Raw genomic sequence first — 24,797 nt, 5'->3', positions numbered from 1 at the left:
ATATTGCGATTTCCGGCCCGTGATGCGGCGTGTGAAGTCACGCTTTTTGCCGCCGGCTCAGGCCCCAGGGAATATACGGAGAAATGCGCCCATTCCAGACCTCTCGCGGTGGACAAGTTGTCAGCCGCCAACCGGCGTTGCGCTTGCAAAATGGCGGCTCTGACAACGCGACAGGCCCCTGGTCCTTCCAAGAGCCTGCTCGAAGGGACTGCACATCACCATGAAAAGAAACGAACGATTGGCCCTGCTCACCTCGCAGCGCGCGCTGCAGGCCGCCGTACAGGCCAGGGACTACGCTGCCGTGCGCCGCTGGCTGGCGGGCGGCGGCGATCCCAAGGCCCTGTGGCAGGGCGAGCGCTGGGAAGACACCTACCCGATGGTTCTGGCCGTCGAAGGGAATGACCTGGAGATGGTGCACCTGCTGGCCGAAGCGGGCATGCCGCTGTACCACAACGCCCTGGTGGCACAGAAGACCTACGGTTCGGTCGAGCCGCTGACGGTGGCTGCGCTGTGGCGGCCCGGCTGCCACGAGGCCGTGATGGCCGCGCTGGACCTGGGCGCGGCCATCCACTCCACCACCAAGGACCACATGCCGGTGCTGCGCCTGACGCAGCTGCATGAGCGCGAGCTGGATGCGCGATCCGACGCCCTGTTCCGGCGCATTCTGGACGCTGGCGTGGTCGACGTGGACGCGCCCTGGGACGACTCCTTGCGGATACTGCACATCATCTGCATGGGCAACAACCGCTATGTGCCCGAGCTGATCCGCCTGTCACGCGACGTCAACACGCCCGATACCAGCGCGCTGCGCCTCACACCGTTGCGGACGGCGGTCACCTCCGGCAGCGACCTGGCCGTGGGTGCGCTGCTGGCGCGGGGCGCAGACCCCTCCACGCCGGTGTCTAAAGACAAAACCCTGCTGGATGTGGCGCGCCATACCAAGGAGTTCAAAAGGGAAAAGAACCTGAGCGGTCAGGTGGATCGCATCATCGCCATGCTGGAGACAGGGCGTACCCTGCCGGAGTTCACATCACTCGCCTGAGCAAAAACGATGGGGAATGCCGGGGTAGGCTGCCACTGAGCATTTTCGCCCCTGGCGCTTATGGAATAAGCGCAGGCAGCTATTAAAAGAATAGCGAAACAGTCATGGAAACCAGGGGTGTGCCGCCCCGCCCCCACGCAGAGTGGCGGCATGGCCCGCTATTTCCTCAGACGGCTTCCAGGCGCTCAATGCGCTGGTCGCGCACGGCCTGCAGCCACTCGGCGCGCACCCGTGCGGGCGCAATTTCCGCCAGCGGCAGCAGCACAAAGGCCCGCTCGCGCATGCGCGGGTGCGGCACGGTCAGCGTGGGGGTGTGGATGACCTGGTCATCGATGAGCAGGATGTCCAGGTCTAGCGTGCGCGGGGCGTTGCGGTAGGGGCGTTCGCGGCCCGCGGCGGCCTCGATGGACTGCAGGGCCGCGAGCAGCTCCTGCGGTGGCAGGCTGGTGCGCAGGGCCACCACGGCGTTGTAGAAATCAGGTCCCGTGGCGTCCACCGGGGCGCTGCGGTACAGCGCCGAGCACTGCAGCCGCTGCGTGCTTGGCAGCGCGGCCAGGGCCTGCACGGCGGCACGCAAGGCCGCGGGCGCGTCGCCCAGGTTGGCACCCAGGCCGATGTACGCCGTGTGGTTAGGCATCCGCGGCCACGCCGGGCGCATCGCCACCCTCTCCACCGCTGCCGCCAGCGCCACCACCGGGCTTGCGGCGACGGCGGCGGCGCTTCTTGGGAGCGCCGCTGTCAGCGGGGAATTCAGCATCGTCACCATCGGCCGGGCCGGCCCCGGAGCCGGCGTCCGCCGTGGAGTCTTCACCGCGGGGCAGCCTGCGCGGATCGGCGGCCGGGGTGGCGCGCGGCACGCGCTTGACCACGGGCTGCTGCGCCTTTTGGCGCGAGCGCTGCTCTTCCTTGGCCTGGTCCATCAGGTCTTCACGGCGCTCGTCATCGGCGGCCTGGAAGTCCTGCCACCATTCGGCCAGCGCCTCGTTGATTTCCCCCACGTCGGCGCGCAGCCGCAGGAAGTCGAAGCCTGCACGGAAGCGCGGCTGCAGCACCATGCCAAACGGGGTGCTGCCCACGCGCTTTTCAAAGCGCGGCTGCATGACCCAGATCTCGCGCATGTCGGCGGCCAGCTTGCCACGGCCCGACACGTCGCCGATGCGGCGGTCGAACACCTCGTCAATCGCCTCCTGCAGCGCCGGGAACGGGTGCTCGCGCCGCGCCAGGCGCGCCTCCCAGCCCTCGCGCACGTCGGCCCACAGCACGCAGGCCAGCAGGAAGCTGGGCGCCACGGGCTTGCCCTCCTGCACGCGGCGGTCGGTGTCGGCCAGCGCGGCTTTTACGAACGGCGTGTCGGCGCGTTCCACCGCCACGTCCAGCAGCGGGTAGATGCCCTTGGCCAGGCCCAGCTTGCGCAGCTGTTCGATGGTGGCGATGGCATGGCCCGTCTGCAGCAGCTTGAGCATTTCGTCAAACATGCGGCTTTGCGGCACGTCGGCCAGCAGCGCCTGCGACTGCACCAGGGGCGCGGCGGTCTTGGGCTCCAGCGCAAAGCCCAGGCCGCTGAGCTTGGCGGCAAAGCGCACGGCACGGATGATGCGCACCGGGTCTTCGCGGTAGCGGGTGGCCGGGTCGCCAATCATGCGCAGCACTTTCTTGCGCGCGTCCTGGATGCCCTTGTGGTAGTCCACCACCACCTGGCTGGCCGGGTCGTAGTACATGGCGTTGACGGTGAAGTCGCGGCGCGTGGCGTCCTCGTCCTGCGGACCCCAGACGTTGTCGCGCAGCACGCGGCCGCTGGCGTCCACCGCGTGCTGCATGCCGGCAAGCTGGTGCTTGCTGGTCTTCTCGTTGCCGCTGACCTGCTCGGCCGCAGCGTTGTCCATGTAGGCGCGGAAGGTGGAGACCTCGATCACCTCGTGCTCGCGGCCCCGGCCGTGCACCACGTGCACGATGCGAAAGCGCTTGCCGATGATGAAGGCGCGGCGGAACAGCCCCTTGACCTGCTCGGGCGTGGCGTTGGTGGCCACGTCGAAGTCCTTGGGGCGCAGGCCCAGCAGCAGGTCGCGCACGGCGCCGCCCACGATGTAGGCCTCGAAGCCCGCCTGCTGCAGCGTCTGCACGACCTCCACGGCGCGGCGGTCCACCAGCTCGGGGTTGATGCCGTGCACTGCCGCGGGCACCTCCTCGCGCTTGCCGAAGCGGGGCTTGCGGCTGCCTGCGCCGGTCGTCTTGGCCAGCAGTTTGTCGATGAACTTCTTGATCATGGGTGGGTGTTGAACAGGTCCAGTATGCGCCAGCCGCGCTCCTGGGCCAGCGCGCGCAGGCGCGGGTCGGGGTTGGTGGCCACGGGGTGGTTGACTTTTTCGAGCAGGGGCACGTCGTTCATGGAGTCGCTGTAGAACGTGCTCTGCACGTCGGCCCAGCTGCGCTGGCGCTCGGCCAGCCACTGCTCCATGCGGCGCACCTTGCCCTCGCGCATGGTGGGCACGCCGTCGATCTCGCCGGTGTACCAGCCGGTGTGCGGGTCGCGCACCAGCTGCACGGCCAGCAGCGCTTCATCGCCCACGCCCAGGGCCCGGGCGATGGGGCGGGTCACGAATTCATTGGTGGCGGTGACGATGAGCACCGTGTCGCCCGCGGCCTGGTGCTGGCGGATGAGGTCCAGTGCCTGCGGGCGGATGGCCGGGCCGATCACCTCACGCATGAACTGCGCATGGGCCGCGGCCGCGGCCTCGGGGCCGCGCTCGCGCACGGCCTCGGTGGCAAAGCGCACATAGTCGTGCACGTCCAGCGTGCCGGCCTGGTAGTGGGCATAGAACTCGTCGTTGCGGCGCGCGAACTCGACAGGGTCGTTCCAGCCGATGCGGATGGTGAACTCGCCCCATTCGTAGTCGGAGTCCAGGGGCAGCAGCGTGTGGTCCAGGTCGAACAGCGCAAGCCGCAGAGGGCGTGGATCAGGGGTCATTCAAGCAGTAGGAACAAAAAAACGGCCGAAGCGGCTCGGCCGGAGCACCGTGTCATTGCGTTTCCAGCATGGTCTTGAGCAGGGGGATCGTGATGGCCCGCTGGGTGCGCAGCGCAAAGGCGTCGAGCTGGTCCAGCAACTGCATCAGGCTGCCCAGGTCACGCGAAAAGCGCTTGAGCATGTAGTCCATCACGTCGTCGCCCAGGAACACGCCGCGCGCATCGGCCTCCTGGCGCAGCACGGCGCGGCGTTCGGGCTCGCCCAGCAGCTGCAGCTGGAACACGTGGCCCCAGCCCAGGCGGCTGCGCAGGTCGTCGCGCAGCGGCAGGTCGGCCGGCGGCACATTGCCGGCGGCCAGCACCCAGCGCTGGGGTCCGGTGGCGGGGTTCAGGGCGTTGACGAACCAGTTGAAGGCCGTGGCCTGCTGGGCGGTGCTGTACAGGTGCGTGTCGTCCATCACCACGGCGCCCCAGCGCTCGTCAAACTCGGGCGGCTCGGACACGCTGGGGTCCAGCCAGCCCACGGCCGTGCCCTGCTCGCGCAAGGCCTGCCGCACGGCCCGCAGCAAATGGCTTTTGCCGCTGCCGGGCTCGCCCCAGAGGTAGGTGGGCACCGGCGAGCGGGGTGCGGCGCCGGGGTCGCCACTGCCCACGGCCAGGCGCAAGTGCTGCAACGCGGCCTCGTTGGGCCCGGCGAAAAACCGCTCCAGCGTGGGGCCGGTGGCCAGGCCGATGTCCAGGGCCAGCTGCTTCATGCGCGGCACCCAGGCAGCCCGTGCGGGCCTGCGGCGGACGGAGCGGGAGCGGCGGCAAACAACAGGAAAGGGAACGGCATCACGGGAGTCTGAAAGGCGCCAGCCGGAGGTGACTGCGGTGGGAGGGAAGCGACAGCGCACGATTTTAGTCTGCCGCCAGTGGCCGCCTGCGGCGCCCCGGCCGGAGGCCTGGCTGAGGCGGTGCGCCCATGGGGACTTTGGCCCTGTGGGGACCGCGGCCCTTAAAATCCCCAGCTTACAGCCCGGCACGCGGGCCCACCAGCACGAACCATCCATGAGCTCTTCCTCCGCCTCCACCCCCATTTCCTACAAAGACGCCGGCGTTGACATCGACGCGGGCGACGCACTGGTCGAGCGCATCAAGCCGCTGGCCAAGAAGACGATGCGCGAAGGCGTGCTGGCGGGCATCGGCGGTTTTGGCGCGCTGTTCGAAGTGCCCAAGCGCTACCAGGAGCCGGTGCTGGTGTCGGGCACCGACGGCGTGGGCACCAAGCTCAAGCTGGCGTTTGAATGGAACATGCACGACACCGTGGGCATCGACCTGGTGGCCATGAGCGTGAACGACGTGCTGGTGCAAGGCGCCGAGCCCCTGTTCTTCCTGGACTACTTCGCCTGCGGCAAGCTCGACGTGAACACGGCCGCCGCCGTGGTCGGCGGCATCGCCAAGGGCTGCGAGCTGTCGGGCTGCGCCCTCATCGGCGGCGAAACGGCCGAGATGCCCGGCATGTACCCTGCGGGCGAATACGACCTGGCCGGCTTTGCCGTGGGCGCGGTCGAAAAGAGCAAGATCCTCACCGGCAAGGATGTGAAGCCCGGCGACGTGGTGCTGGGCCTGGCCTCGGCCGGTGTGCACTCCAACGGCTTCAGCCTGGTGCGCAAGTGCATCGAGCGCGCCGGCAGCAGCGCTCCCGCCACGCTGGACGGCAAGCCCTTCAAGCAGGCCATCATGGAACCCACCCGCCTGTACGTGAAGAACGTGCTGGCCGCGCTGGCACAACACCCGATCAAGGCCCTGGCGCACATCACCGGCGGCGGCCTGCTGGAGAACATTCCCCGCGTGCTGCCCGAGGGCACGGCCGCCCACCTGAAGAAGGGCAGCTGGCCCCAGACCGAGCTGTTTGCCTGGCTGCAAAAGACCGCCGGCATCGACGACATCGAGATGAACCGCACGTTCAACAACGGCATCGGCATGGTGGTGGTGGTGGACGCTGCCGCCGCCGAGGCCACGGCCGCCACGCTGCGTGCTGCGGGCGAGCAGGTGTACACCATCGGCACGATTGCGCCGCGCGGCGAAGGCGCGGCCGTGGTGGTGGCCTGACGGCCCGGCGCCCACCCCGCCGCACCGTGCCGCGCACCGGCCCGGACCTGCAGCGGCGGGCGGCGGCCTGTCTTGAATGTTGGTGACAGCGCATGGCATCACGCTCCCCCCTGCCCGCCCAGCCCGCCCTGCCTTCCGCGGCAGAACCCGTGCCGCCCACGCCCGGCGAAAGCGGCCCGCACCCCGCAGTGCTTGACGGCGCCGCGGACACGGAGCGCGCCCACCGTGGCGTGGAGATCGCCAGCTACGGGCTGATGGCCGGCACGCTGCTGCTGGTGATGTGGCGCGGGCTGCTGCCCGGCCTGCTGTGCGTGTGCCTGGGTTTTCTGCTGACCCGCGCGCTGACGCGGTGGTTTGCGTCCCTGGCGGCCCCCATGGTGCGGCAGCCGGCCCCGGCGCCCCGCACCCTCCGGCTGGCGCAAATCATGGCCGCCGCCCTCGTCATGCTGCTGCCGCTGGTGCTGCTGGGGCTGGGGCTGACCCATTCCCGGGGCTACCTGGTTGCCGCACCGCACCAGTACCAGGAGCTGCTCACCTACATGGCCCGCACGGTGCTCGAGCTGCGCCAGAAGCTGCCCGCCGACATGGCCAGCCACCTGCCCGACGGCGCCGCCGAACTGCAGCGCGTGCTGGCCAGCTACCTGGGCGCCAAGGCCGGGGCGCTGGCCATGGCCGGACGCGCCTGGCTGGCCGGGGTGCTGTTTGCCTATGTCGGGCTGCTGATCGGGGCCCTGGCCGCCGTGCGCCCGCTGGGCGGCCCGCTCGGGCCGCTGGCAGAGCAGCTGCGCCAGCGCATTCTGCTGTTCGGCGAGGCCTTCCGCCAGATCGTGGCGGCGCAGTTCTGGATCGCTGCCTTCAACACGCTGCTCACCGCCCTCTTCCTGCTGTTCGTGCTGCCGTGGTGGGGGGTCGAGCTGCCCTACACGCCGGTGCTGATCACCTTCACCTTTGTGGCGGGGCTGGTGCCCATCGTGGGCAACCTGGTGTGCAACGCGGTGCTGACCATCGTGGGGCTGTCGGTGTCGCCGCTGGCCGCGGCCGCCTGCCTGGGCTTTCTGATCCTGATCCACAAGGCCGAGTACGTGATCAACGCCAAGGTCGTCGGCCGCCGCACGCAGATGGGCGTGTGGGAGCTGCTGTCCGTGATGTTCGTGGCCGAGGCGGTGTTCGGGCCCGCCGGTCTGGTGGCGGCGCCGCTGTTCTATGCCTACCTGAAGAAGGAGCTGGTGGCGGCGCGGCTGGTCTAGCAAGCTATGTTTTTCATAGCTGCCAGCGCCCACCAGCCGGGCGCTGCAACGTGTTTTTACCGGACTTTGGCGAAGTGGCGCGCCACAAAGGCCCACACCAGGGCCGAGGCGTCGGGGCCGGCCGGGTCGCTGTAGGGGCGCCGCGGGGCGCCGCCGCTCCAGGCGTGCGCCAGCCCCACGACTTCGCGCAGCACCACCACCGCCCGGCCCCGCGCCTTGAACTCCGTGACCCGTGTCGCATAGCGCCGGCCGCGCTGCAGCGTGCGCAGCGCCCCGGGCCGTGCGCCCAGCGCCTGGGCCCACAGCGTGGCGGTGTCGGCCGCGTTGCGCACCGAGACAACGCCGTCGGCATCGCCATGCACCACCAGCAGCGGCGGCAACGCCACGCCGTCGCTCCCGTTCGCCATCGCACCCGCGTCGGCCTTGCGCGGCGCGGCCACCGGGTCCGGCAGGTGCGCGGCACGCCGCCCGTTCATCGCCGCGAGAGCGGTGGCGGCGGATTCCGCCGTGCCGGGCGCCACGCCCGAATGCATGGCCACGGCGCAGAACCGCTGCGGGTACAGCGCGGCCATCAGCACGGCCATGCTGCCGCCCGCGGACAGGCCGGCCACGGCCACACGGGACGGGTCCACCGGATGGCGGCGCGCCACCTGGTCCACGGCCGCCAGCAGCGTGGCAGCTTCGGCCTCGGCCTTGCCATTGCGGCGCTCGAACCAGTTCCAGCAGCCGTGGGCGTTGGCCACGCGCTCCTGCTCGGGGTAGAGCACCAGGAACCGCTCCCGGGCCGCCAGCCGGTTCATGCGCGTGGCGGCCGCCAGGTCGCGCGCCGTCTGCCCGCAGCCGTGCAGCATGACAAGCAAGGGCAAGGTCTCGCCCGGGCGCAGCCCCAGCGCGGGGGGAATGTAGAGCTGGTAGCGCCGCGCGCCGGCCGGCCCCGGCGCAATGCCCGACAGCCATTCCCCGCGCGCCGGGGCCGGGCGGCCCGGCCTGCGCCGCGCGCCCGCTGCCGCCGCCGCTGCCGCCGCCGATGCCACGGCCGCAGCGCGGCGCGGGGCGGCCACCTTGGCGGGTGCCGGCCGCGCAGCCCGGGCCGCCTGGGCAAAGGCCTTGAGGCTGCGCTGGTAGGTGCGGGTCCACGCGGACAAGGAGAAGAGCCGGGAGCGGCGTGGCATGGGCAGGGGCAGGGAATGGGGTGTGGGAGGAAAAATCAGGGAAAACCCTGACCACCATACCAGCTTCTGGCGGCGGGCGCTCTCGCTCGAACGCAGCCCGCTCCAGGGCCTTGCGCACCGCGGCGTCCATCTTGGCGTAAATTGATCGGTATTTGTCCTTTGCGATCCGGCTTCGGATCCCCGGCAAAGGCACCATCAGCGGCATCAACCACTGCACGCCTTGAGGCACCCCATGAAAACCTGTCTGATAGTGATCGATGTCCAGGAGTCGTTTCGCCACCGCCCCTTTTTCACGGCCCAGGACCTGCCCGCCTACCTCGCGGCACAGAACGCGCTGATCGAGGGCTGCGCTGCGGCGCAGGTGCCCATCGTGCGCGTCTTCCACAGCGATGGGCCCGAGCAGCCGGACAACCCGTTCGCACAGGCCTCGGGCCAGGTGCGCCCGCTGGAAGGGCTGGCACCTTTCACCGCGGCCGCCACCTTCACCAAGTCGCGCCACAGCGCGCTGGTAGGTACGGGGCTGGACGTGTGGCTCACGCGGCACGGCATCCAGCGCCTGATCGTGAGCGGCATCCGCACCGAGCAGTGCTGCGAGACCACCACCCGCCACGCCTCGGACCTGGGCTGGACGGTGGACTTCGTACCCGACGCCACCCTGACCTGGGACATGGTGCAGCCAGACGGCCAGCCCCTGACCGCGGCCGACATCAAGGCCCGCACGGCCACGGTGCTGCAAGGCCGGTTTGCCACGCTCTGCACCGTTGCCCAGGCCCTGCAGCGGGCGGTGGCCGCATGAGCGCCGCAGCCGCGCCCCTGCGCATCGCCATCCTGGTGTTCGACGACGTGGAAGCCCTGGACCTGGGCGGCCCGTACGAAGTCTTCACCACCGCCAGCCGCATGCACCACCGGCTGCAGCCGGGCGCGGCCCACGATCTGTTCAGCGTGCAATGCGTGGCCCGCGACAGCAGCCCCGTGCGCGCCCGCGCCGGCCTGCGCGTGCTGCCGGACGCCCATTTCGACAACGCCGCGCCGCCGGATGTGCTCATCGTGCCGGGCGGCGTCGTGGACGCGGCCGCTGCGTGCCCCCGCACCCTGGCCTGGATCGCCCAGGCCGCGGCCGGCGCGCAGATCACCGCATCGGTCTGCACGGGCGCTTTTCTGCTGGCCGCGGCCGGCGTCGTCACCGAAGGGCCGGTCACCACGCACTGGGAAGACGTGGCCGACCTGCGCGCACGGTATCCCGCGCTGAGCGTGCAGGAAAATGTGCGCTGGGTGGACCGGGGCGCACGGGTCACGTCCGCCGGCATCAGCGCAGGCATCGACATGAGCCTGCACTTGGTCGCACGGCTGGCGGGCGCTGCGCTGGCCGAGCGCACCGCCCGGCAGATGGACACCCCTTGGAACCCGCACCCTTAACCCTTCCGGGGATTCCCCAGGACCACGCTCGATGACCGCCGCGCCGCCCGCCCCCATCCACGTCTACTTCGCCCTGCTGCCGGGCAGCCTGGTGCTGGACTGGGCCGGCCCGGCGGAGGCGCTGCGCATTGCCAACCAGGCCCTGGCCGCCCAGGGCCTGCCCGAGCGGTTTGTGCAGCACTTCGTGAGCCCCACGCCCCAGTCGGTGACCTCGGTGGGCGCGGTGGTGGCCGGGCTGGAGCCGCTGCCCGCCACCCTGCCGCGGCCCGCCTGGGTGGTGCTGGTGGGGCTGGCCGGGCAGCACATCCGCGTGGACAGCGAGGAGGCGCGGGCGCTGCTGCACTGGTTGCGCGGCCTGCGGCCGGCGGCGGGCACGCTGGAGCTTGTGACCGTGTGCGCCGGCGCCGTGCTGGCCGCCCACGCGGGTCTGCTGACCGGCCGCCGTGCCACCACCCACCACCAGCACCTGGAGGAGCTGGCCGCGGCAGACCCGCGCTGCGACGTGGTGGCCAACCGGGTGTTCGTGTCCGATGGCGCCGTCTACAGCAGCGCCGGCGTGACCACCGGCATCGACCTGGTGCTGCACCGCATCGCCGCGATCTGCGGCCCCGCGCTGGCCGCCCAGGTGGCGCAGGCCATGGTGGTGGCCCTGCGCCGCGGGCCGGACGCGCCGGAGTTTTCGCCCTTTCTGCAGCACCGCGACCACCTGCACGCCGCGCTGCACCGCGTGCAGGATGCCGTGGGCCAGCAGCCCCAGGCGGACTGGAGCGTTCCCGCCATGGCGCAGGTGGCCCACACCTCGCCCCGGCACCTGACGCGGCTGTTCCTGGAGCACGCCGGCATCGCGCCGCTGCAGTACCTGCGCCGCATCCGCCTGGCCACAGCCGAGGCGGCGCTGCAATCGGGGCGCAACGTGACGCAGGCCGCGCACATGGCCGGCTTCAGCTCCGACACCCAGCTGCGGCGCGCCTGGCACCAGTTCGGCCGGGGAGGCACGCCGTCGCGGCAGGCTCCGGGCCGCCAGCGGGGCCCGGCGCAGAACGCGGAATATTGATGAAATCGCCCTTTAGCGCTTGCTGGATAAGCGCTAGCAGCTATCATAACAATAGCATTCAGGCGCGCACACGCGCCGCTCTCAGTACACCTCGGGCACGTACATCGACGCCGGCACGGGCTGGCGCAGGTATTCGGGGTTGCGCACGCGCTCGGGCAGCACCACGGTGGGGTGGGGAACCTCTTCGTAGGGCAGCTGCGACAGCAGGTGGGCGATGCAGTTCAGGCGCGCCTTTTTCTTGTCCACGGCCTGCACCACCCACCACGGCGCCTCGGGGATGTGGGTGCGCTCCAGCATCGTCTCCTTGGCCTTGGTGTAGGCCTCCCAGCGCACGCGGCTTTCCAGGTCCATGGGGCTCAACTTCCACTGCTTGAGCGGGTCGTGGATGCGGCCCAGAAAGCGCAGGTGCTGCTCTTCGTCGGTGATGGAGAACCAGTACTTGACCAGCGTGATGCCCGAGCGCACCAGCATCTTTTCAAACTCGGGCACGGTGCGGAAGAACTCCTCGTACTCGTCGTCGGTGCAAAAGCCCATCACCCGCTCGACGCCCGCGCGGTTGTACCAGCTGCGGTCGAACAGCACCATCTCGCCCGCCGCCGGCAGGTGTGCCACATAGCGCTGGAAGTACCACTGCGTGCGCTCGCGGTCGTTGGGCGCGGGCAGCGCCGCCACGCGCACCACGCGCGGGTTCAGCCGCTGGGTGATGCGCTTGATCACGCCACCCTTGCCGGCTGCGTCGCGCCCCTCGAACAGGATCACCACCTTCTGGCGCGTGTGCTGCACCCAGTCCTGCAGCTTGACCAACTCGCCCTGCAGGCGGAACAGCTCCGTGAAGTACCGCTGGCGCGCCAGCTTGTCGGTGGGCTGCAGGGCGCCGCTGTCGTCCACGTTGCGGTCCTCGATTTCCAGCTCCAGCTCTTCGTCGTAGCTGTCGATCAGGTCGTTGGCGATGCGCTGCATCAGGTCCTGGGCGTCGAGGTGTTGGGGGTAAAGCATGGCAGCAAGGTTCAAGACAAGAAGCCGCATGCTCGCGCCCTGCGGTGACAAAGCTGTGACAACGCCATGTCTGTCACGCGCCCGTCACACCCGGGCGCCACCATGCACGGCCGTGCCCCCATCCCCGCCCGACCTTCTCCCCGATCCCGACGCCCCTGCCGCGCCTGCTGCCAGGCCGGCGCTGCCGCACGCGCCACAGCACTACGGCGGCGACTCGGCCGGGCTGATCTGCGGCTACCTGCTGGGCGGCGATGACCCGCCCCAGGAGGTGGACACAGCGCAGGCGGCCGAGTGGCTGGCCGCGCCGGTCGCGGGCGACGAGCGCTTCGTGTGGCTGCACTTCAACCTCAGCCACGCCCAGGCCGTGCGCTGGATGGAACGGCACGCCGGCCTGCCCGAGGCCTTCTTCGACGCACTGAAGGACCGCTCGGTCTCCACCCGCATCGAGCGCGACGACGACACGCTGATCGCCGTGCTCAACGACGCGCATTTCGACTTTGCCTTCGAGCCGTCGGACATCGCCACGCTGTGGACCGGCGTGGCGCCGCGCCTGATGGTGACCGGCCGCACGCGCGCGCTGCGCTCGGTGGACGCCCTGCGCACCGCCGTGCGCGGCGGCCACGCCCCGCGCTCCAGCGTGGCGCTGCTGGCCGAGCTGATGCGCACGCAGGCCTCGGGCCTGGTGGACATCGTGCGCGGCGTGACCCAGCGCATCGACAGCGTGGAAGACGCGCTGCTGGCGGGCCGCCTGGACCACAAGCGCGCCCGCCTGGGCGTGCTGCGCCGGCTGCTGGTGCGCCTGCAGCGCCTGCTGGCGCCCGAGCCGGCGGCGCTGTTCCGGCTGCTGCAGCACCCGCCGGCCTGGATGCGGCCCGACGACGTGCAGGAGCTGCGCGACTCCACCGAGGAGTTCTCGGTGGTGCTGCGCGACATGCAGGGCCTGCAGGAGCGCATCAAGCTGCTGCAGGAAGAAATCGCCGCGGCCGTGCAGGAGTCCAACAGCCGCAGCCTGTTCGTGCTGACCGTGGTGACCGTGCTGGCCCTGCCCATCAACATCCTGGCGGGCCTGTTCGGCATGAACGTGGGCGGCGTGCCGCTGGCGAACGACCCGCGCGGCTTCTGGATCATCGTGGCCGTGGTGCTGGCCTTCACGGCCGTGGCCGGCTGGCTGGCGCTGCGCAGCCCGCGGGACTGACGCGCGAGCGAAGCGGGCGCTGCGGCCTGTCTACAATGCCGCCCCTTGCCCTGATCCCCCGCGCCGAGCCGCCTGCCCCATGAACATCGTCGTCAACGAAGAACTCAAAGCCTACATCGAACCCCTCACCCCCGACGAGCACGACGCGCTGGAGCGCAGCATCCTGGCCGAAGGCTGCCGGGATGCGCTGGTGCTGTGGGGCGACGTGCTGGTGGACGGGCACAACCGCTACGGCATCTGCCAGAAGCACGGCCTGCCCTTCCAGACGGTGCAGAACCCGCGCTTTCAGTCGCTGGAGGACGTGCACCTGTGGATGATCGACCAGCACCTGGGCCGGCGCAGCGTGTCGGACTTCCAGCGCGGCGTGCTGGCCCTGCGCAAGCGCGAGATCATCGCGGAGCGCAAGGCACGCGCGGCCCTGGCCCATGGCGAGTCTGCCGAGGCGCAAGCCACCGCCCCCGGCGCCGAAACCGCCGCGGCCCCCGAGGCGCTGGCCACGCTGCCGGCGCCCGAGCCGCTCAACAGCCGCGAGGCCATTGCCAAGGCCGCGCGCCTGAGCAGCAGCCAGGTGGTGATGATCGAAAAGATCCAGAAACAGGCAGCGCCCGAACTGGTGGCGGCGGTGAAGTCCGGCACCATTTCCATCAACGCCGCCGCCGCCGTGGCCACGCTGCCAGCCGAAGAGCAGGTGGCCGCCGTGGCCGCCGGCAAGGACGAGCTCAAGCAGGCGGCCAAGCGGGTGCGCGAACTCAACAAGCGCAAACCGCGCGAGGAAACGCCGGGCGACGAGAAAGCAAGCGAGGACACCGCGACCGCAGGCGGCAGCGAAAGTGCCGACGAACTGCACCGTTTGCGCGCCCGCGTGGCAGAACTCACGGCAGAGAACAGCGAGCTGCGCAAGCAGGTGGCACAGCTGCAGGCGGCCCTGCCGGGAGACAGCGCACCGTTCTGACGGCGCTTCCTTCTCAAGTCGTGAAGAAAAATCCGACCGACCGTTCACGCTGAGCTTGTCCAAGCGCTGCGCAAGGCTTCGGCAAGCTCAGCCCGAACCGTGGTGGACCGAACGCTGATGCAATTCAGTCACGGTTTGGGCGCAGTGCGCTCAGCCGCTCGGCAATCAGGTCGATGTCCAGCCCGTCCTCGGCATGGGCCAGGTAGGTTTCCAGGTCGGCCACGGCCTCGGCGGTGTTGCCGCGTTCGGCGTGGGCCAGGCCTCGGTCGCGCCATTCGCCCCAGGCCTGGGGCAGCAGCACGATGAGCCGGTCCTGCACGGACACCAGGCGCTGCCAGTCGTGCTGTGTGCGGTGCACTTCTTTCAGGTTGCGCAGCATGCGCGCAATGATGTCGCGCGGCGTGGCCGCCTGCAGGTACAGGCCCAGCGGCACGTCGTAGTCGTCCACCAGGCCGCTCTGGCGCTTGTAGGGCTCCAGCCGCTCGGCCAGTTCCTCGCGGCTGAGCGACTGGCCGCTGGTCGGGTCCAGCACCACCTGGCCCTTGGGCAGCAGCACCTTGACCATGAAGTGCCCCGGGAAAGCAATGCCCCGCACATGCAGGCCCAGGCCCTGGGCCAGCTCCATCCACAGCACGGCCAGGCTGATCGGGATGCCGCGGCGCGTGCGCAGCACGGCGTTGAGGTAGCTGTTTTCGGGGTCGTAGTAGTTGTTGATGTTGCCGCCAAAGCCCAGGTCGGCAAAGAAGAACTGGTTGAGCGTGCGCAGGCGCTGCAGCGCGGGGGCATCGGTGGGCAGCCGGCGCTGCAGGCGCGCGAGCAGTTGGTCCACGTCGCCCAGCAGCTGCTGCACGTCCAGCTCGGGGTATTCGTCCTGCGCCAGGCTGGCCGCAGCCTCCAGCAGGGGGAAGTGGTCATCGCTTTGCACCAGCGATGCAAAGTACTCGAGCGAGGTGGGGACGGAAAGGCTCAGGGGCATGCGCCAGTTGTAAGGGCCGCCCCGGCCTGCGTCAAGCGACAAAAAAGCCCTGCTTGGCAGGGCTTTTTGCAGCGTTGGAGAAGGCGCCGGCCGCTCAGCGGCGCAGCATCTGGCGCAGCTTCAGGCCCGCAGCCCACAGGGCGCCGAAGTACAGCACGGCCGCCGCGCCCATCAGCAGGGCCATCAGGCCGATGCGCAGCAGCGTGCGGCCTTTCATCGCCACCCAGTCGAAATGCTCCGCGCCCCACACCAGCAGCACCGCCAGCAGCGCGCTGGCCGCCACCACCTGCAGCGCGAACCGGCCCCAGCCCGGCTGGGGCCGGTAGCTGCCGCGCCGCAGCAGGCCGGCCAGCAGCCAGGCGGCATTGATCAGGGCGCCGATGCCGATGGTCAGCGTCAGCGCCGCATGCTGCAGGTAGGGCACCAGCACCAGGTTCATCAGCTGCGTGAGCACCAGCACCGCCACGGCAATCAGCATGGGCGTGCGCATGTCGTGCTTGGCATAGAAGCCCGGCGCCAGCACCTTGATGGCCACGATGCCCACCAGCCCGGCGCCATAGCCCGTGAGCGCAAAGGTGGTCTGCCGCACGTCCTGGTCGCCAAAGGCGCCGTAGTGGTACAGCACCGCCACCAGCGGTTCGGAAAACACCAGCAGCGCCACCATGCAAGGCACCGACAGCAGCACCACCAGCCGCAGGCCCCAGTCCAGCATGGCTGAGTAGCGTTCGTCGTCCTGCTTGGCGCGGGCGCTGGCCAGCTGCGGCATCAGCACCACGCCCAGCGCCACGCCCAGCAGCGCGGTGGGCAGCTCCATCAGGCGGTCGGCATAGGTGATCCAGCTCACGCTGCCCGTGGCCAGGTGCGAGGCGATCTGCGTATTGATGAGCAGCGATATCTGCGCCACGCTCACGCCCAGCAGGGCGGGCAGCATCAGGCGGGCCACCTTGCGCGTGGTGGGGTCGGCCCACGCGGCGCGCACGGCGGCCCAGCGCACGCCGATGCGCGGCACCAGCCCCAGGCGCGCCAGGGCCGGCACCTGAATGGCCAGTTGCAGCAGGCCGCCCAGCATCACCCCCGCGGCCTGCGCATAGATGGGCTCGATGCCGCGCCGGGCAAACCAGGGCGCACCCAGCGTGATGGACAGGATCAGCGACAGGTTGAGCAGCACGGGCGAGGCCGCGGGCACCGCAAACTTCTTCCAGGTGTTGAGAATGCCGCCCGCCAGCGCCACCAGCGACATGAAACCGATGTAGGGGAACATCCAGCGCGTCATGGTGATGGCGGCCTCAAACCCCTGGGGCGACTGCTTGAGCCCGCTGGCCATGCCCCAGACCATCCACGGCGCGGCCAGCACGCCGGCGACGCACAGCAGCACCAGCGTCCACGCCAGCAGCGTGCCCACATGGTCGATGAGCGTGCGGGCGCCGTCGTCGCCCTCCTGCGCGCGGGTGGCGGCCAGCACGGGCACGAAGGCCTGGCTGAAAGCGCCCTCGCCCAGCACGCGGCGGAACAGGTTGGGAATGCGGAACGCCACGTTGAAGGCGTCGGTCATGGCGCTGACCCCGAACACGGAAGCCATGAGCAACTCGCGCACCAGCCCGGTAATGCGGGAGGCCAGGGTCAGAAGGGAGACGGTGGAGGCGGCTTTGAATAACGACACCGCGAGAAGTGTAGCCCGCCGGCCCGGCGCGCCACCGCGCCCCGCCACCGGCCCGGCGGAGCCCGCTCCCTGGCGGCGATCGCGACGGCGCTGCACCCGCTGCGGGCGCAGGGCTGGATGCATCAAACCCTCTGGGCTATAATCGCGGGCTTTGCTGGCAACATCCACAGACTCTTAGGAATACACCATGGCATCCACCAAGCCCAAGAAAAAGAACCCCCGCCTCGCTTCGGGCCGCAAGCGCGTCCGCCAGGACACCAAGATCAACGCCGCGAACACCTCGCTGCGCTCCAAATACCGCACCGCTGTCAAGAACGTCGAAAAGGCTGTTCTGGCGGGCGACAAGACCAAGGCTGCTGAAGCCTTTGCCAAGATGCAATCGGTGGTCGACACCGTGGCCGACAAGGGCATCTTCCACAAGAACAAGGCTGCCCGCGACAAGAGCCGCCTGTCTTCCAAGGTGAAAGCCCTGGCCCTCGCGGCCGCTTAAACCATCCTGCCTGCTTCGGCAGGCAACCAGCCCGGACGGCTCCGCCGTTCGCCGTTTGTAACGGGTGCGCTGCCAGCAAAAGAAAAACGAACCAACCGCCTTCGGGCGGTTTTTTCGTTTCTGGACGGAATCGGGAATTTGCGGAGGCGGCCCGGCGGCCCTTCCCGGCCGAGCTTTACGGGAAATTATGGAAAAAGCATAATTATGCGAATTTCATAAAAATACCTAAACCATGACCTTCCGCCGCACCGCCCTGGCCGAGCAGATGGCTGCGCAGCTGCTCCGGCCTTCGTTTCTGGACACCTCGCTGCGCTCCGGCCTGTTCCTGTCGGGCCAGCGGCGCGTGGGCAAGACCACCTTCCTCGCCACCGACCTCATCCCGGCGCTGGAGGCGTTGGGTGCCGTGGTGGTGTACGTGGACCTGTGGAGCCAGCCCCAGGCCAACCCGGCCGAACTGGTGCACGAGGCCATCCGCAAGACGCTCCGGGAGCTGCAGACGCCGGGCTCGGGGCTGCTGCGGCGGCTCCAGCGGGTGACCAGCGTGGACGCCGGCGTGGCGGGCTTCAAGTTCGGCTTCAAGCTGGCGGATGTGGGCAAGGACCAGGGCGCCACCCTGGCCCAGGCGTTCACCGAGCTGATCGACCAGGCGCGCACGGACGTCGTGCTCATCGTTGACGAGGTGCAGCATGCGCTGGGCAGCGCCGACGGCGACCACCTGCTGCACGCGCTGAAGGCGGCGCGCGACGCCATCAACACCCGCCCCGGCACGCCCGGCTACTTTCTCTTCGTGGGCACGGGGTCGCACCGCGCCCGGGTGCAGGAACTCACGCTCAAGGGCAACCAGGCGTTCAATGGCGCCGTGACCACCGAGTTCCCGGTGCTGGGCCGCGATTTCATCGACTATGTGCTGGAGCAGGTGCGTCCCCAGCTGGGCGGCATGCTGCCGTCGCCCGAGGTGACGGAGGCCGCCTTTCGCAGCATGGGCAGCCGCCCGGAGGAGCTGATGAAGGCCCTCACCATCCTGCGCAGCCTGCCGCCGGACGCGCAGCCGGACGAGCACCTGCCCACCATTGCCCAGTCGCTGGGCGCGGCCGCGGCCGACGTGGAATTGCAGAAGGTGGAAGCCATGGGCCCGCTGGCCGAGGCGGTGTTCTCGCGCATCTGCAGCATTGGCGGCGACGTGAAAGGCGTGTTCACCGGCGAAGCCCTCAAGGCCTATGCCGCCCAGATCGGCCGTGAGGTGTCAGCGCAGGAGGTGCAGGGCATCATCGGCGCCATGACCGCGGCCAACCTGCTCATGCGCGTGCGCCACGGCCACTACGGCGTGACCGATCCGTTTGTGGAAAAAGCCTGGCAGGCCAAGCAGCAGGCCGGGCAACTGCTGCGCTCGGGCTCCGCGCCGCCGCTTGCGGCCGCCCCTGCCGGGAGCGATGCCGCGCCCGCTTCAGGCGCGGGGGGGTGATGCGGGCGCGTCCGGCAGCAGGCAGGCCTCGGCCACCTGCAGGTTGTTGTCCCGCGCGAAGTTGATGACGAAATCCCAGGCCATGGGCTCGTGGTCGCGCAGGTCGCTGTGGACCACCACGCACTTCACGCCATTGAGCGTGGTGGGAATGCACCAGGGCGAGTAGCTCAGGTGGCTGCCCGGCCGCGCTCCCCCGGGGCGGAAGCTGCTCATCACCCCCGCCAGACGTTCCGCCCAGTCGCTGGGACGAAAGGTCTTCCCGTCTTGGGTAATGCCCTGGATGAAGACTTCTTTGGAGGAGGGGGAAACCATCGGGGATAGGAGTGGTAGTGAGTGCGCCAGTCGCAGGGTCACTGCATGCTGCAGCGCAGCGTGCGATTCTAACTCTTATATAAGAGCTGGGTCCCTAATCCGCCTGCGGCGGCTGGAATCCCTTGCGCCGCCGTGGTAGCGAGGGCATTGCAGTGATGCGCAATCGTCAACATCCGCGCACCGGGCTCCCCCTAGAATCGTGTTTCGTTTTTTCGGGCCACGGGCACTGGAACCGCTCCAGGCCCGCCCACCACCGCACTGTCTGGAGATCTTGCATGACCGCTTTCATTGAGGCTGCCTCGCCCCACGTGATGAACACCTATGGCCGCGTACCCATCGCGCTGGCCCGTGGTCAGGGCAGCCGCGTGTGGGATGTGAACGGCAAGGAATACCTGGACGGCCTGGGCGGCATCGCCGTCAACACGCTGGGCCACAACCACCCCAAGCTGGTACCCGCGCTGCAGGACCAGATCACCAAGCTGATCCACACCTCCAACTACTACCACGTGCCCCTGCAGGAGCAGCTGGCCGCCAAGCTGGTGGAGCTGTCGGGCATGCAGAACGTGTTCTTCTGCAACTCGGGCCTGGAGGCCAACGAGGCCGCCCTCAAGATCGCCCGCAAGTTCGGCGTGGACAAGGGCATCGCCAAGCCCGAGATCGTGGTGTACGAAAAGGCCTTCCACGGCCGCTCCATCGCCACCATGTCGGCCACGGGCAACCCCAAGATCCACAATGGCTTCGGCCCGCTGGTGGAAGGCTTCATCCGCGTGCCGATGAACGACATCGAAGCCATCCAGAAGGCCACCGAAGGCAACCCCAATGTGGTGGCCGTGTTCTTCGAGACCATCCAGGGCGAAGGCGGCATCAACCCCATGCGCGCCGAATACCTGCAGCAGCTGCGCAAGCTGTGCGACGAGCGCGGCTGGCTGATGATGATCGACGAAGTGCAGTGCGGCGTGGGCCGCACCGGCAAGTGGTTTGCGCACCAGTGGGCCGGCATCGTGCCCGACGTGATGCCCCTGGCCAAGGGCCTGGGCTCGGGCGTGCCGATTGGCGCGGTGGTGGCCGGCCCCAAGGCCGCCAACGTGCTGCAGCCCGGCAACCACGGCACCACCTTTGGCGGCAACCCGCTGGCCATGCGGGCGGGGGTGGAAACCCTGCGCATCATGGAAGAAGAAGGCCTGCTGCAAAACGCCGCCCAGGTGGGCACCCACCTGAAGGCCACGCTGCAGCGCGAGCTGGGCAGTCTGCCGGGTGTGAAGGACATCCGCGGCCAGGGCCTGATGCTGGGCATCGAACTGGCCAAGCCCTGCGGCGCCCTGATCGCCCGCGCGGCCGAAGCGGGCCTCCTGCTGTCGGTGACGGCCGACAGCGTGATCCGCCTGGTGCCGCCGCTGATCCTGACCACCGCCGAGGCCGACGAGATCGTGGCCAAGCTGAAGCCGCTGGTGCAAGCCATCCTGGCCGAATGAACAACAATACCGCCATGACGCTGAAACATTACCTGCAGTTCACCGACCTCTCTGCCGACGAATACGCCTACCTGTTCGAGCGCGCCGCCGTCATCAAGAAGAAGTTCAAGGCCTACGAGAAGTACCACCCGCTGGCCGACCGCACGCTGGCCATGATCTTCGAGAAGGCCAGCACCCGCACGCGCGTGAGCTTCGAAGCCGGCATGTACCAGCTGGGCGGCAGCGTGGTGCACCTGACCACCGGCGACAGCCAGCTGGGCCGCGCCGAGCCGATTGAAGACAGCGCCAAGGTCATCAGCCGCATGACGGACCTGGTGATGATCCGCACGTATGAGCAAAGCAAGATCGAACGCTTTGCCGCCAACTCGCGCGTGCCCGTCATCAACGGCCTGACCAACGAATACCACCCCTGCCAGATCCTGGCGGACCTCTTCACCTACATCGAGCACCGCGGCTCAATCCAAGGCAAGACGGTGGCCTGGGTGGGCGACGGCAACAACATGGCCAACACCTGGGTGCAGGCCGCGTCGCTCTTGGGCTTCAAGGTGCACGTGAGCACGCCGCGCGGCTACGAGATTGATGAGAAATTGGCCGCTGGGGCGCACGGAATCAGCGCTGGCAGCTATCAATTTTTTAGCAACCCCATGGAAGCCTGCCGGGGCGCAGACCTGGTCACCACCGACGTGTGGACCAGCATGGGCTACGAGGCCGAGAACGAGGCGCGCAAAAAGGCCTTTGCCGACTGGTGCGTGGATGCCGAGATGATGGCCGTCGCCCAGCCCGATGCCCTGTTCATGCACTGCCTGCCTGCGCATCGGGGCGAAGAGGTCGAGGCCGACGTGATCGACGGGCCGCAGTCGGTGGTGTGGGATGAGGCAGAGAACCGCATGCATGTACAAAAAGCACTGATGGAATATCTGCTCTTGGGCAAACTGGCCTGACAGTCCCATGCCCTGGCGCCGCCAGCCCGCCCACAGCGCCGAATTGCAGGCGCACTGGCAGGCCCTGGGCCAAGCGCTGGGGCGGGACACGCCCGCCTGGCGCGCCGAGGGCCGGCGCCTGCTGCGCAGCTGGGCCCGCTGGCCCCGCGCCTACCACGACGCCACGCACCTGCGGGCCTGCCTGCGGCACCTGCAGGCCGTGCAGGACGAGCACCCCGGCGCGCTCCACAATCCCCATGCCGTGGCGCTGGCCCTGTGGTACCACGACGCGATCTACTGGCCGTGGAGCGGGCACAACGAAGCGCGCAGCGCCGACTGGGCGCGCCAGTTCCTGCTAAGCCAAGGTCTTCACCCCGCGCTGGCCGAGGCCGTGCACCAGCATGTGATGGACACCCGCCACACCCCCGGCCCGCTCACGGGCGATGCGCTGTGGGTGGTGGACATCGACCTCGCCATCCTGGGCCAAAGCGAGGCGGTGTACCGGCAGTTCGAGCACAACGTGCGGCGCGAATACTTTTTTGTGCGCTGGCCGCGCTATGTGGCGGGCCGCAGCGCGGTGTTGCAAGGCTTTCTGGACCGCCCGCACATCTATGGCACAGCCTACTTTGCGCAGCGCTATGAGACCCAGGCCCGCGCCAACCTGCAGCAGGCTTTGAGCGCGCTGGGCCAGGGCAAGCTGTACCCGTAGGCGATATGCGCCCAAATGGCCTGTAGCGCTGGCGAATCAAGCGCAGGCAGCTATAAATAAAATAGCACCCATCAAGAGACAGACCCGCGGCGGGCTGGCATGGCCACGGGCTTTTCAGCGGCCGCGTCGGAGGGCGTTGCACAACTGCCGCAGCTGCTGCAGCCTCCGTCGCCCCCGCCGCAGCCCGGCGACTGGGCCAGCCCGGGGTGGACCTTGCCCAACCCTTGGCGCCAGCGCCCGGGCAGATAACGCCAGAGCACATACAGCGCTGCAGCCAGGACGATCAGACCGACGATGAGTTGCTGAGCCATAAGACCGGTTTCCTCTCAGCCCCCGCCCAGCGCCAGCGCCACGCGGTAGGTCACGAAGCTGGCGGCATAGGCCAGCGCGAACAGATAGCCCACCATGAGCAGCGGATAGCGCCAGCCGTTGGTCTCGCGGCGCACGGCCGCGATGGTGGAGATGCACTGGGGCGCGAACACGTACCACGCCATCAGCGAAAAGGCCGTGGCCAGCGACCAGGAGCCGGCGATCAGCGGCCCCAGCTGGCTCGCGGCCTCCTCCCCTGTGGCGGACAGCGCATACACCGTGCCCAGCGCGCTCACCGCCACCTCGCGCGCGGCCATGCCGGGCACCAGGGCGATGGCGATCTGCCAGTTGAAGCCGATGGGCGCCACGATCACTTCCAGCAGGCGCCCCAGCTGGCCCGCCAGGCTGTAGGTGATGGCGGGCTGCGTTGCGCCCTCGGGCGCGCCCGGGTAGGTGGACAAGAACCACAGCAGCACCGTGACGGCCAGGATGATGCCGCCCACGCGCTTGATGAAGATCACGGCCCGCTCGTACAGGCCGAAGGCCAGGCCGCGCACGCTGGGCCAGCGGTAGGCGGGCAGCTCCATCATCAGCGGCGTGGGCCGCGTGTCGCTGCGCGCCAGCTTGGCCACGGCCGCCACGGCCATGGCGCTGGCGATGCCCGCCACGTACAGGGCGAACAGCACCACCCCTTGCAGGTTGAACACGCCCGCCACCGTGCGCTCGGGAATGAACGCCGCGATCAGCAGCGCATACACCGGCAGGCGCGCCGAGCAGGTCATGAGCGGCGCGATCATGATGGTCACCAGCCGGTCGCGCCAGTGCGTGATGGAGCGCGTGGCCATCACGCCCGGCACCGCGCAGGCAAAGCTCGACAGCAGGGGGATGAACGAGCGGCCGGACAGGCCCACGGTGCCCATCACGCGGTCCAGCAGGAAGGCCGCCCGCGGCAGGTAGCCCGAGTCTTCCAGCGCCAGGATGAACAAGAACAGAAACAGGATCTGCGGCAGGAACACCAGCACCCCGCCCGCGCCGGCCAGCACGCCGTCGGTCAGCAGGCTGCGCAGCGGGCCGTCCGCCATGTGGCTGTTGACCAGCGCCGTCAGTCCGGCCACGCCGTCTTCGATCCATGACTTGGGCAGTTCGGCCCAGCTGAATACCGCCTGGAACATCAGGAACAGCGTGGCCGCCAGAATCAGCAGCCCCCACACCGGATGCAGCACCACCGCATCGATGCGGTCGTCGGCGCGCAGGCTGACGGCGGGCACGCGCACGGCCAGGTCCATGACGCGCCGCACCTCCTGGTGCGTGCGGATGACGTCGGCCTGGGCCTCCAGGTCGCCCGCGTCCAGCCGCTGCGCCGCGCCGGGCTGCGGTGCAGGCCGCGGCAGGCTGGGCGGCGAAACGGTGTCCAGCCACTGCACCAGCTCGCGCGCGCCATCGCCGCGCACGCCCACGGTGGCCAGCACCGGCATGCCCAGCTCGCGCGCCAGCGCTTCGCGGTCGATCTCGATGCCTTGGCGCTGCGCCACGTCCATCATGTTGAGCACCAGCACCATGGGCAGCCCCAGGGCCCGGGCCTCCAGCACCAGGCGCAGGTTCAGGCGCAGGTGGGTGGCGTCCGTCACGCACACCAGCAGATCGGGCACCGGCTCGCCGGCACGCCGGCCCCGCACGATGTCGCGGGTGATGGCCTCGTCCAGGCTGTGGGCATGCAGGCTGTAGGCGCCCGGCAGGTCCAGCACGCGCACGCGGCGGCCGGCGGCCGTCTGCAGCAGGCCCTCCTTGCGCTCCACGGTCACACCTGCGTAGTTGGCCACCTTCTGGCGTGCGCCGGTGAGCAGGTTGAACAGCGCGGTCTTGCCGCAATTGGGGTTGCCCAGCAGCGCCACGCGCAGCGGCGCGTCGGCGGCAGGCGCCACCGTGGAGGCCGCTGCGTTCATGCGGCCTCCTGCAACGAGGCTTGCGCCGCCGGGTCCAGCCTCTGCACCTGCACCATGGAGGCCTCCTGCCGGCGCAGCGCAAACGTCACCTGTCCCACGCGCACCGCCACGGGGTCGCCCCCCACGCCGCCGCGCGCCACCACGCGCACGGTCTCACCGGGCAGAAAGCCGATCTCCAGCAGGCGCAGCAGCACGCTGTGTTCCTGCGCATCGCGGGCGGGCAGCAGCCCGGTCACCCGCGCCTGGGCGTGCAGCGGCAGTTGTTCCAGCCCGGTGGAAGGGGTCGGCCCCGTGCGCGGAGACAACCGCGCCGCAGCGCCATCGTCCATGGTTTTCATGGTGACTGGCCTCGGTATGAATAATAGTGATTCTCATTCTATCAACATCCCGACCATACCATCCACCCCGCCTC

Annotated in this window: 25 protein-coding genes; 13 read left to right on the top strand and 12 right to left on the bottom strand. The window is 69.3% G+C overall.

Going from position 1 to position 24,797, the window contains the following annotated elements; translation table 11 throughout:
• The first annotated feature begins 220 nt into the window (after window positions 1-220).
• Window positions 221-1,042, top strand: a complete 822-nt coding sequence (locus LWW96_RS12155; protein WP_291487326.1) for an ankyrin repeat domain-containing protein — start codon at window positions 221-223, stop codon at window positions 1,040-1,042.
• Window positions 1,043-1,208: 166 nt separating this feature from the next.
• On the opposite strand, the gene folK is transcribed toward LWW96_RS12155, so the two are convergent.
• From folK to hda, 4 genes are read right to left on the bottom strand one after another with little or no spacing between them, the layout of a single operon-like run.
• The gene (folK, locus tag LWW96_RS12150) at window positions 1,209-1,679 is read right to left on the bottom strand and encodes a 2-amino-4-hydroxy-6-hydroxymethyldihydropteridine diphosphokinase (protein WP_291487325.1); all 471 of its coding nucleotides are present in this window, start codon (window positions 1,677-1,679) and stop codon (window positions 1,209-1,211) included.
• Window positions 1,672-3,306: a polynucleotide adenylyltransferase PcnB gene (pcnB, locus tag LWW96_RS12145; RefSeq protein WP_291487323.1), complete on the bottom strand. Its 1,635-nt coding sequence runs from the start codon at window positions 3,304-3,306 to the stop codon at window positions 1,672-1,674. Before pcnB ends, folK begins: the two co-directional genes overlap by 8 nt.
• Complete coding sequence (locus LWW96_RS12140) at window positions 3,303-4,007, bottom strand: HAD family hydrolase (RefSeq protein WP_291487319.1); 705 nt, start codon at window positions 4,005-4,007, stop codon at window positions 3,303-3,305. The genes pcnB and LWW96_RS12140 overlap by 4 nt, the downstream gene beginning before the upstream one ends.
• Before the next feature lie 52 nt (window positions 4,008-4,059).
• Entirely contained in the window at window positions 4,060-4,761 is a 702-nt protein-coding gene (hda, locus tag LWW96_RS12135) for a DnaA regulatory inactivator Hda (protein WP_291487317.1), read from the bottom strand.
• Window positions 4,762-5,056: 295 nt separating this feature from the next.
• Between hda and purM the strand changes: the two genes are divergently transcribed.
• Window positions 5,057-6,100 (top strand): phosphoribosylformylglycinamidine cyclo-ligase, encoded by a 1,044-nt coding sequence (gene purM / locus LWW96_RS12130; protein ID WP_291487315.1) that lies wholly within the window; start codon window positions 5,057-5,059, stop codon window positions 6,098-6,100.
• A gap of 92 nt (window positions 6,101-6,192) precedes the next feature.
• Entirely contained in the window at window positions 6,193-7,347 is a 1,155-nt protein-coding gene (locus LWW96_RS12125) for a permease (RefSeq protein WP_291487313.1), read from the top strand.
• A gap of 56 nt (window positions 7,348-7,403) precedes the next feature.
• Here the strand turns inward: LWW96_RS12125 and LWW96_RS12120 are convergent, their stop codons facing one another.
• Entirely contained in the window at window positions 7,404-8,519 is a 1,116-nt protein-coding gene (locus LWW96_RS12120) for a PHB depolymerase family esterase (RefSeq protein WP_291487311.1), read from the bottom strand.
• Between the two features lie 232 nt (window positions 8,520-8,751).
• On the opposite strand from LWW96_RS12120, the gene LWW96_RS12115 reads away from it, so the two are divergent.
• From LWW96_RS12115 to LWW96_RS12105, 3 genes are read left to right on the top strand one after another with little or no spacing between them, the layout of a single operon-like run.
• Complete coding sequence (locus LWW96_RS12115) at window positions 8,752-9,315, top strand: isochorismatase family protein (protein ID WP_291487309.1); 564 nt, start codon at window positions 8,752-8,754, stop codon at window positions 9,313-9,315.
• Window positions 9,312-9,935 (top strand): DJ-1/PfpI family protein, encoded by a 624-nt coding sequence (locus tag LWW96_RS12110; RefSeq protein WP_291487307.1) that lies wholly within the window; start codon window positions 9,312-9,314, stop codon window positions 9,933-9,935. The genes LWW96_RS12115 and LWW96_RS12110 overlap by 4 nt, the downstream gene beginning before the upstream one ends.
• Window positions 9,936-9,966: 31 nt before the next feature.
• The gene (locus LWW96_RS12105) at window positions 9,967-10,989 is read left to right on the top strand and encodes a helix-turn-helix domain-containing protein (protein ID WP_291487305.1); all 1,023 of its coding nucleotides are present in this window, start codon (window positions 9,967-9,969) and stop codon (window positions 10,987-10,989) included.
• Between the two features lie 81 nt (window positions 10,990-11,070).
• Here the strand turns inward: LWW96_RS12105 and ppk2 are convergent, their stop codons facing one another.
• Window positions 11,071-11,985 carry a polyphosphate kinase 2 gene (gene ppk2, locus LWW96_RS12100; protein ID WP_291487303.1) on the bottom strand — a complete coding sequence of 305 codons (915 nt, stop codon included), beginning with the start codon at window positions 11,983-11,985 and terminating at the stop codon, window positions 11,071-11,073.
• Window positions 11,986-12,166: 181 nt separating this feature from the next.
• Here ppk2 and LWW96_RS12095 point away from each other — a divergent pair, with 181 nt between their 5' ends.
• Entirely contained in the window at window positions 12,167-13,180 is a 1,014-nt protein-coding gene (locus LWW96_RS12095) for a transporter (RefSeq protein ID WP_291487434.1), read from the top strand.
• 79 nt (window positions 13,181-13,259) lie between these two features.
• Window positions 13,260-14,132: a plasmid replication/partition related protein gene (locus LWW96_RS12090; RefSeq protein ID WP_291487301.1), complete on the top strand. Its 873-nt coding sequence runs from the start codon at window positions 13,260-13,262 to the stop codon at window positions 14,130-14,132.
• Between the two features lie 124 nt (window positions 14,133-14,256).
• On the opposite strand, the gene LWW96_RS12085 is transcribed toward LWW96_RS12090, so the two are convergent.
• Window positions 14,257-15,108, bottom strand: a complete 852-nt coding sequence (locus LWW96_RS12085) for a transglutaminase-like domain-containing protein (RefSeq protein ID WP_291487299.1) — start codon at window positions 15,106-15,108, stop codon at window positions 14,257-14,259.
• A gap of 94 nt (window positions 15,109-15,202) precedes the next feature.
• A complete protein-coding gene (gene murJ, locus LWW96_RS12080; protein ID WP_291487297.1) occupies window positions 15,203-16,768 on the bottom strand; it encodes a murein biosynthesis integral membrane protein MurJ in 1,566 nt (521 codons plus the stop codon).
• Window positions 16,769-16,955: 187 nt separating this feature from the next.
• On the opposite strand from murJ, the gene rpsT reads away from it, so the two are divergent.
• Both rpsT and LWW96_RS12070 read left to right on the top strand, forming a co-directional pair.
• Window positions 16,956-17,258, top strand: a complete 303-nt coding sequence (gene rpsT, locus LWW96_RS12075; protein WP_291487295.1) for a 30S ribosomal protein S20 — start codon at window positions 16,956-16,958, stop codon at window positions 17,256-17,258.
• Window positions 17,259-17,490: 232 nt separating this feature from the next.
• Window positions 17,491-18,720: an AAA family ATPase gene (locus LWW96_RS12070; RefSeq protein ID WP_291487293.1), complete on the top strand. Its 1,230-nt coding sequence runs from the start codon at window positions 17,491-17,493 to the stop codon at window positions 18,718-18,720.
• Here the strand turns inward: LWW96_RS12070 and LWW96_RS12065 are convergent.
• Window positions 18,703-19,032 carry a DUF3579 domain-containing protein gene (locus tag LWW96_RS12065; protein ID WP_291487291.1) on the bottom strand — a complete coding sequence of 110 codons (330 nt, stop codon included), beginning with the start codon at window positions 19,030-19,032 and terminating at the stop codon, window positions 18,703-18,705. The genes LWW96_RS12070 and LWW96_RS12065 overlap by 18 nt on opposite strands.
• Before the next feature lie 275 nt (window positions 19,033-19,307).
• On the opposite strand from LWW96_RS12065, the gene LWW96_RS12060 reads away from it, so the two are divergent.
• From LWW96_RS12060 to LWW96_RS12050, 3 genes are read left to right on the top strand one after another with little or no spacing between them, the layout of a single operon-like run.
• A complete protein-coding gene (locus LWW96_RS12060; protein ID WP_291487289.1) occupies window positions 19,308-20,504 on the top strand; it encodes an aspartate aminotransferase family protein in 1,197 nt (398 codons plus the stop codon).
• Between the two features lie 20 nt (window positions 20,505-20,524).
• Window positions 20,525-21,445, top strand: a complete 921-nt coding sequence (gene argF, locus LWW96_RS12055; RefSeq protein ID WP_291487432.1) for an ornithine carbamoyltransferase — start codon at window positions 20,525-20,527, stop codon at window positions 21,443-21,445.
• A 7-nt stretch (window positions 21,446-21,452) separates the two neighbouring features.
• Entirely contained in the window at window positions 21,453-22,133 is a 681-nt protein-coding gene (locus tag LWW96_RS12050) for a hypothetical protein (protein ID WP_291487287.1), read from the top strand.
• Between the two features lie 71 nt (window positions 22,134-22,204).
• On the opposite strand, the gene LWW96_RS12045 is transcribed toward LWW96_RS12050, so the two are convergent.
• From LWW96_RS12045 to LWW96_RS12035, 3 genes are read right to left on the bottom strand one after another with little or no spacing between them, the layout of a single operon-like run.
• Window positions 22,205-22,444: a hypothetical protein gene (locus LWW96_RS12045; protein ID WP_291487285.1), complete on the bottom strand. Its 240-nt coding sequence runs from the start codon at window positions 22,442-22,444 to the stop codon at window positions 22,205-22,207.
• 15 nt (window positions 22,445-22,459) lie between these two features.
• Window positions 22,460-24,385, bottom strand: a complete 1,926-nt coding sequence (locus LWW96_RS12040) for a ferrous iron transporter B (RefSeq protein WP_291487284.1) — start codon at window positions 24,383-24,385, stop codon at window positions 22,460-22,462.
• Complete coding sequence (locus tag LWW96_RS12035) at window positions 24,382-24,714, bottom strand: FeoA family protein (protein ID WP_291487430.1); 333 nt, start codon at window positions 24,712-24,714, stop codon at window positions 24,382-24,384. Before LWW96_RS12035 ends, LWW96_RS12040 begins: the two co-directional genes overlap by 4 nt.
• Between the last annotated feature and the right edge of the window lie 83 nt (window positions 24,715-24,797).

It is taken from the genome of Acidovorax sp. (genome assembly GCF_021287135.1).
Lineage (GTDB): Bacteria > Pseudomonadota > Gammaproteobacteria > Burkholderiales > Burkholderiaceae_C > Acidovorax.
The sequence above is the reverse complement of the archived record's forward strand: the minus strand, read 5'-3'. Positions and strand labels throughout refer to the sequence as shown.

Bases quoted from the DNA above. Each gene is read 5' to 3' on its own strand.
- LWW96_RS12090 (WP_291487301.1), top strand. From the start codon at position 13,260: ATGAACATCGTCGTCAACGAAGAACTCAAAGCCTACATCGAACCCCTC.
- LWW96_RS12140 (WP_291487319.1), bottom strand. From the start codon at position 4,007: ATGACCCCTGATCCACGCCCTCTGCGGCTTGCGCTGTTCGACCTGGAC.
- LWW96_RS12040 (WP_291487284.1), bottom strand. From the start codon at position 24,385: ATGAACGCAGCGGCCTCCACGGTGGCGCCTGCCGCCGACGCGCCGCTG.
- LWW96_RS12125 (WP_291487313.1), top strand. From the start codon at position 6,193: ATGGCATCACGCTCCCCCCTGCCCGCCCAGCCCGCCCTGCCTTCCGCG.
- hda (WP_291487317.1), bottom strand. From the start codon at position 4,761: ATGAAGCAGCTGGCCCTGGACATCGGCCTGGCCACCGGCCCCACGCTG.
- LWW96_RS12110 (WP_291487307.1), top strand. From the start codon at position 9,312: ATGAGCGCCGCAGCCGCGCCCCTGCGCATCGCCATCCTGGTGTTCGAC.
- purM (WP_291487315.1), top strand. From the start codon at position 5,057: ATGAGCTCTTCCTCCGCCTCCACCCCCATTTCCTACAAAGACGCCGGC.
- LWW96_RS12155 (WP_291487326.1), top strand. From the start codon at position 221: ATGAAAAGAAACGAACGATTGGCCCTGCTCACCTCGCAGCGCGCGCTG.
- LWW96_RS12105 (WP_291487305.1), top strand. From the start codon at position 9,967: ATGACCGCCGCGCCGCCCGCCCCCATCCACGTCTACTTCGCCCTGCTG.
- LWW96_RS12070 (WP_291487293.1), top strand. From the start codon at position 17,491: ATGACCTTCCGCCGCACCGCCCTGGCCGAGCAGATGGCTGCGCAGCTG.
- LWW96_RS12035 (WP_291487430.1), bottom strand. From the start codon at position 24,714: ATGGACGATGGCGCTGCGGCGCGGTTGTCTCCGCGCACGGGGCCGACC.
- rpsT (WP_291487295.1), top strand. From the start codon at position 16,956: ATGGCATCCACCAAGCCCAAGAAAAAGAACCCCCGCCTCGCTTCGGGC.
- LWW96_RS12120 (WP_291487311.1), bottom strand. From the start codon at position 8,519: ATGCCACGCCGCTCCCGGCTCTTCTCCTTGTCCGCGTGGACCCGCACC.
- LWW96_RS12115 (WP_291487309.1), top strand. From the start codon at position 8,752: ATGAAAACCTGTCTGATAGTGATCGATGTCCAGGAGTCGTTTCGCCAC.
- LWW96_RS12085 (WP_291487299.1), bottom strand. From the start codon at position 15,108: ATGCCCCTGAGCCTTTCCGTCCCCACCTCGCTCGAGTACTTTGCATCG.
- LWW96_RS12060 (WP_291487289.1), top strand. From the start codon at position 19,308: ATGACCGCTTTCATTGAGGCTGCCTCGCCCCACGTGATGAACACCTAT.
- folK (WP_291487325.1), bottom strand. From the start codon at position 1,679: ATGCCTAACCACACGGCGTACATCGGCCTGGGTGCCAACCTGGGCGAC.
- pcnB (WP_291487323.1), bottom strand. From the start codon at position 3,306: ATGATCAAGAAGTTCATCGACAAACTGCTGGCCAAGACGACCGGCGCA.
- LWW96_RS12050 (WP_291487287.1), top strand. From the start codon at position 21,453: ATGCCCTGGCGCCGCCAGCCCGCCCACAGCGCCGAATTGCAGGCGCAC.
- ppk2 (WP_291487303.1), bottom strand. From the start codon at position 11,985: ATGCTTTACCCCCAACACCTCGACGCCCAGGACCTGATGCAGCGCATC.
- LWW96_RS12045 (WP_291487285.1), bottom strand. From the start codon at position 22,444: ATGGCTCAGCAACTCATCGTCGGTCTGATCGTCCTGGCTGCAGCGCTG.
- LWW96_RS12065 (WP_291487291.1), bottom strand. From the start codon at position 19,032: ATGGTTTCCCCCTCCTCCAAAGAAGTCTTCATCCAGGGCATTACCCAA.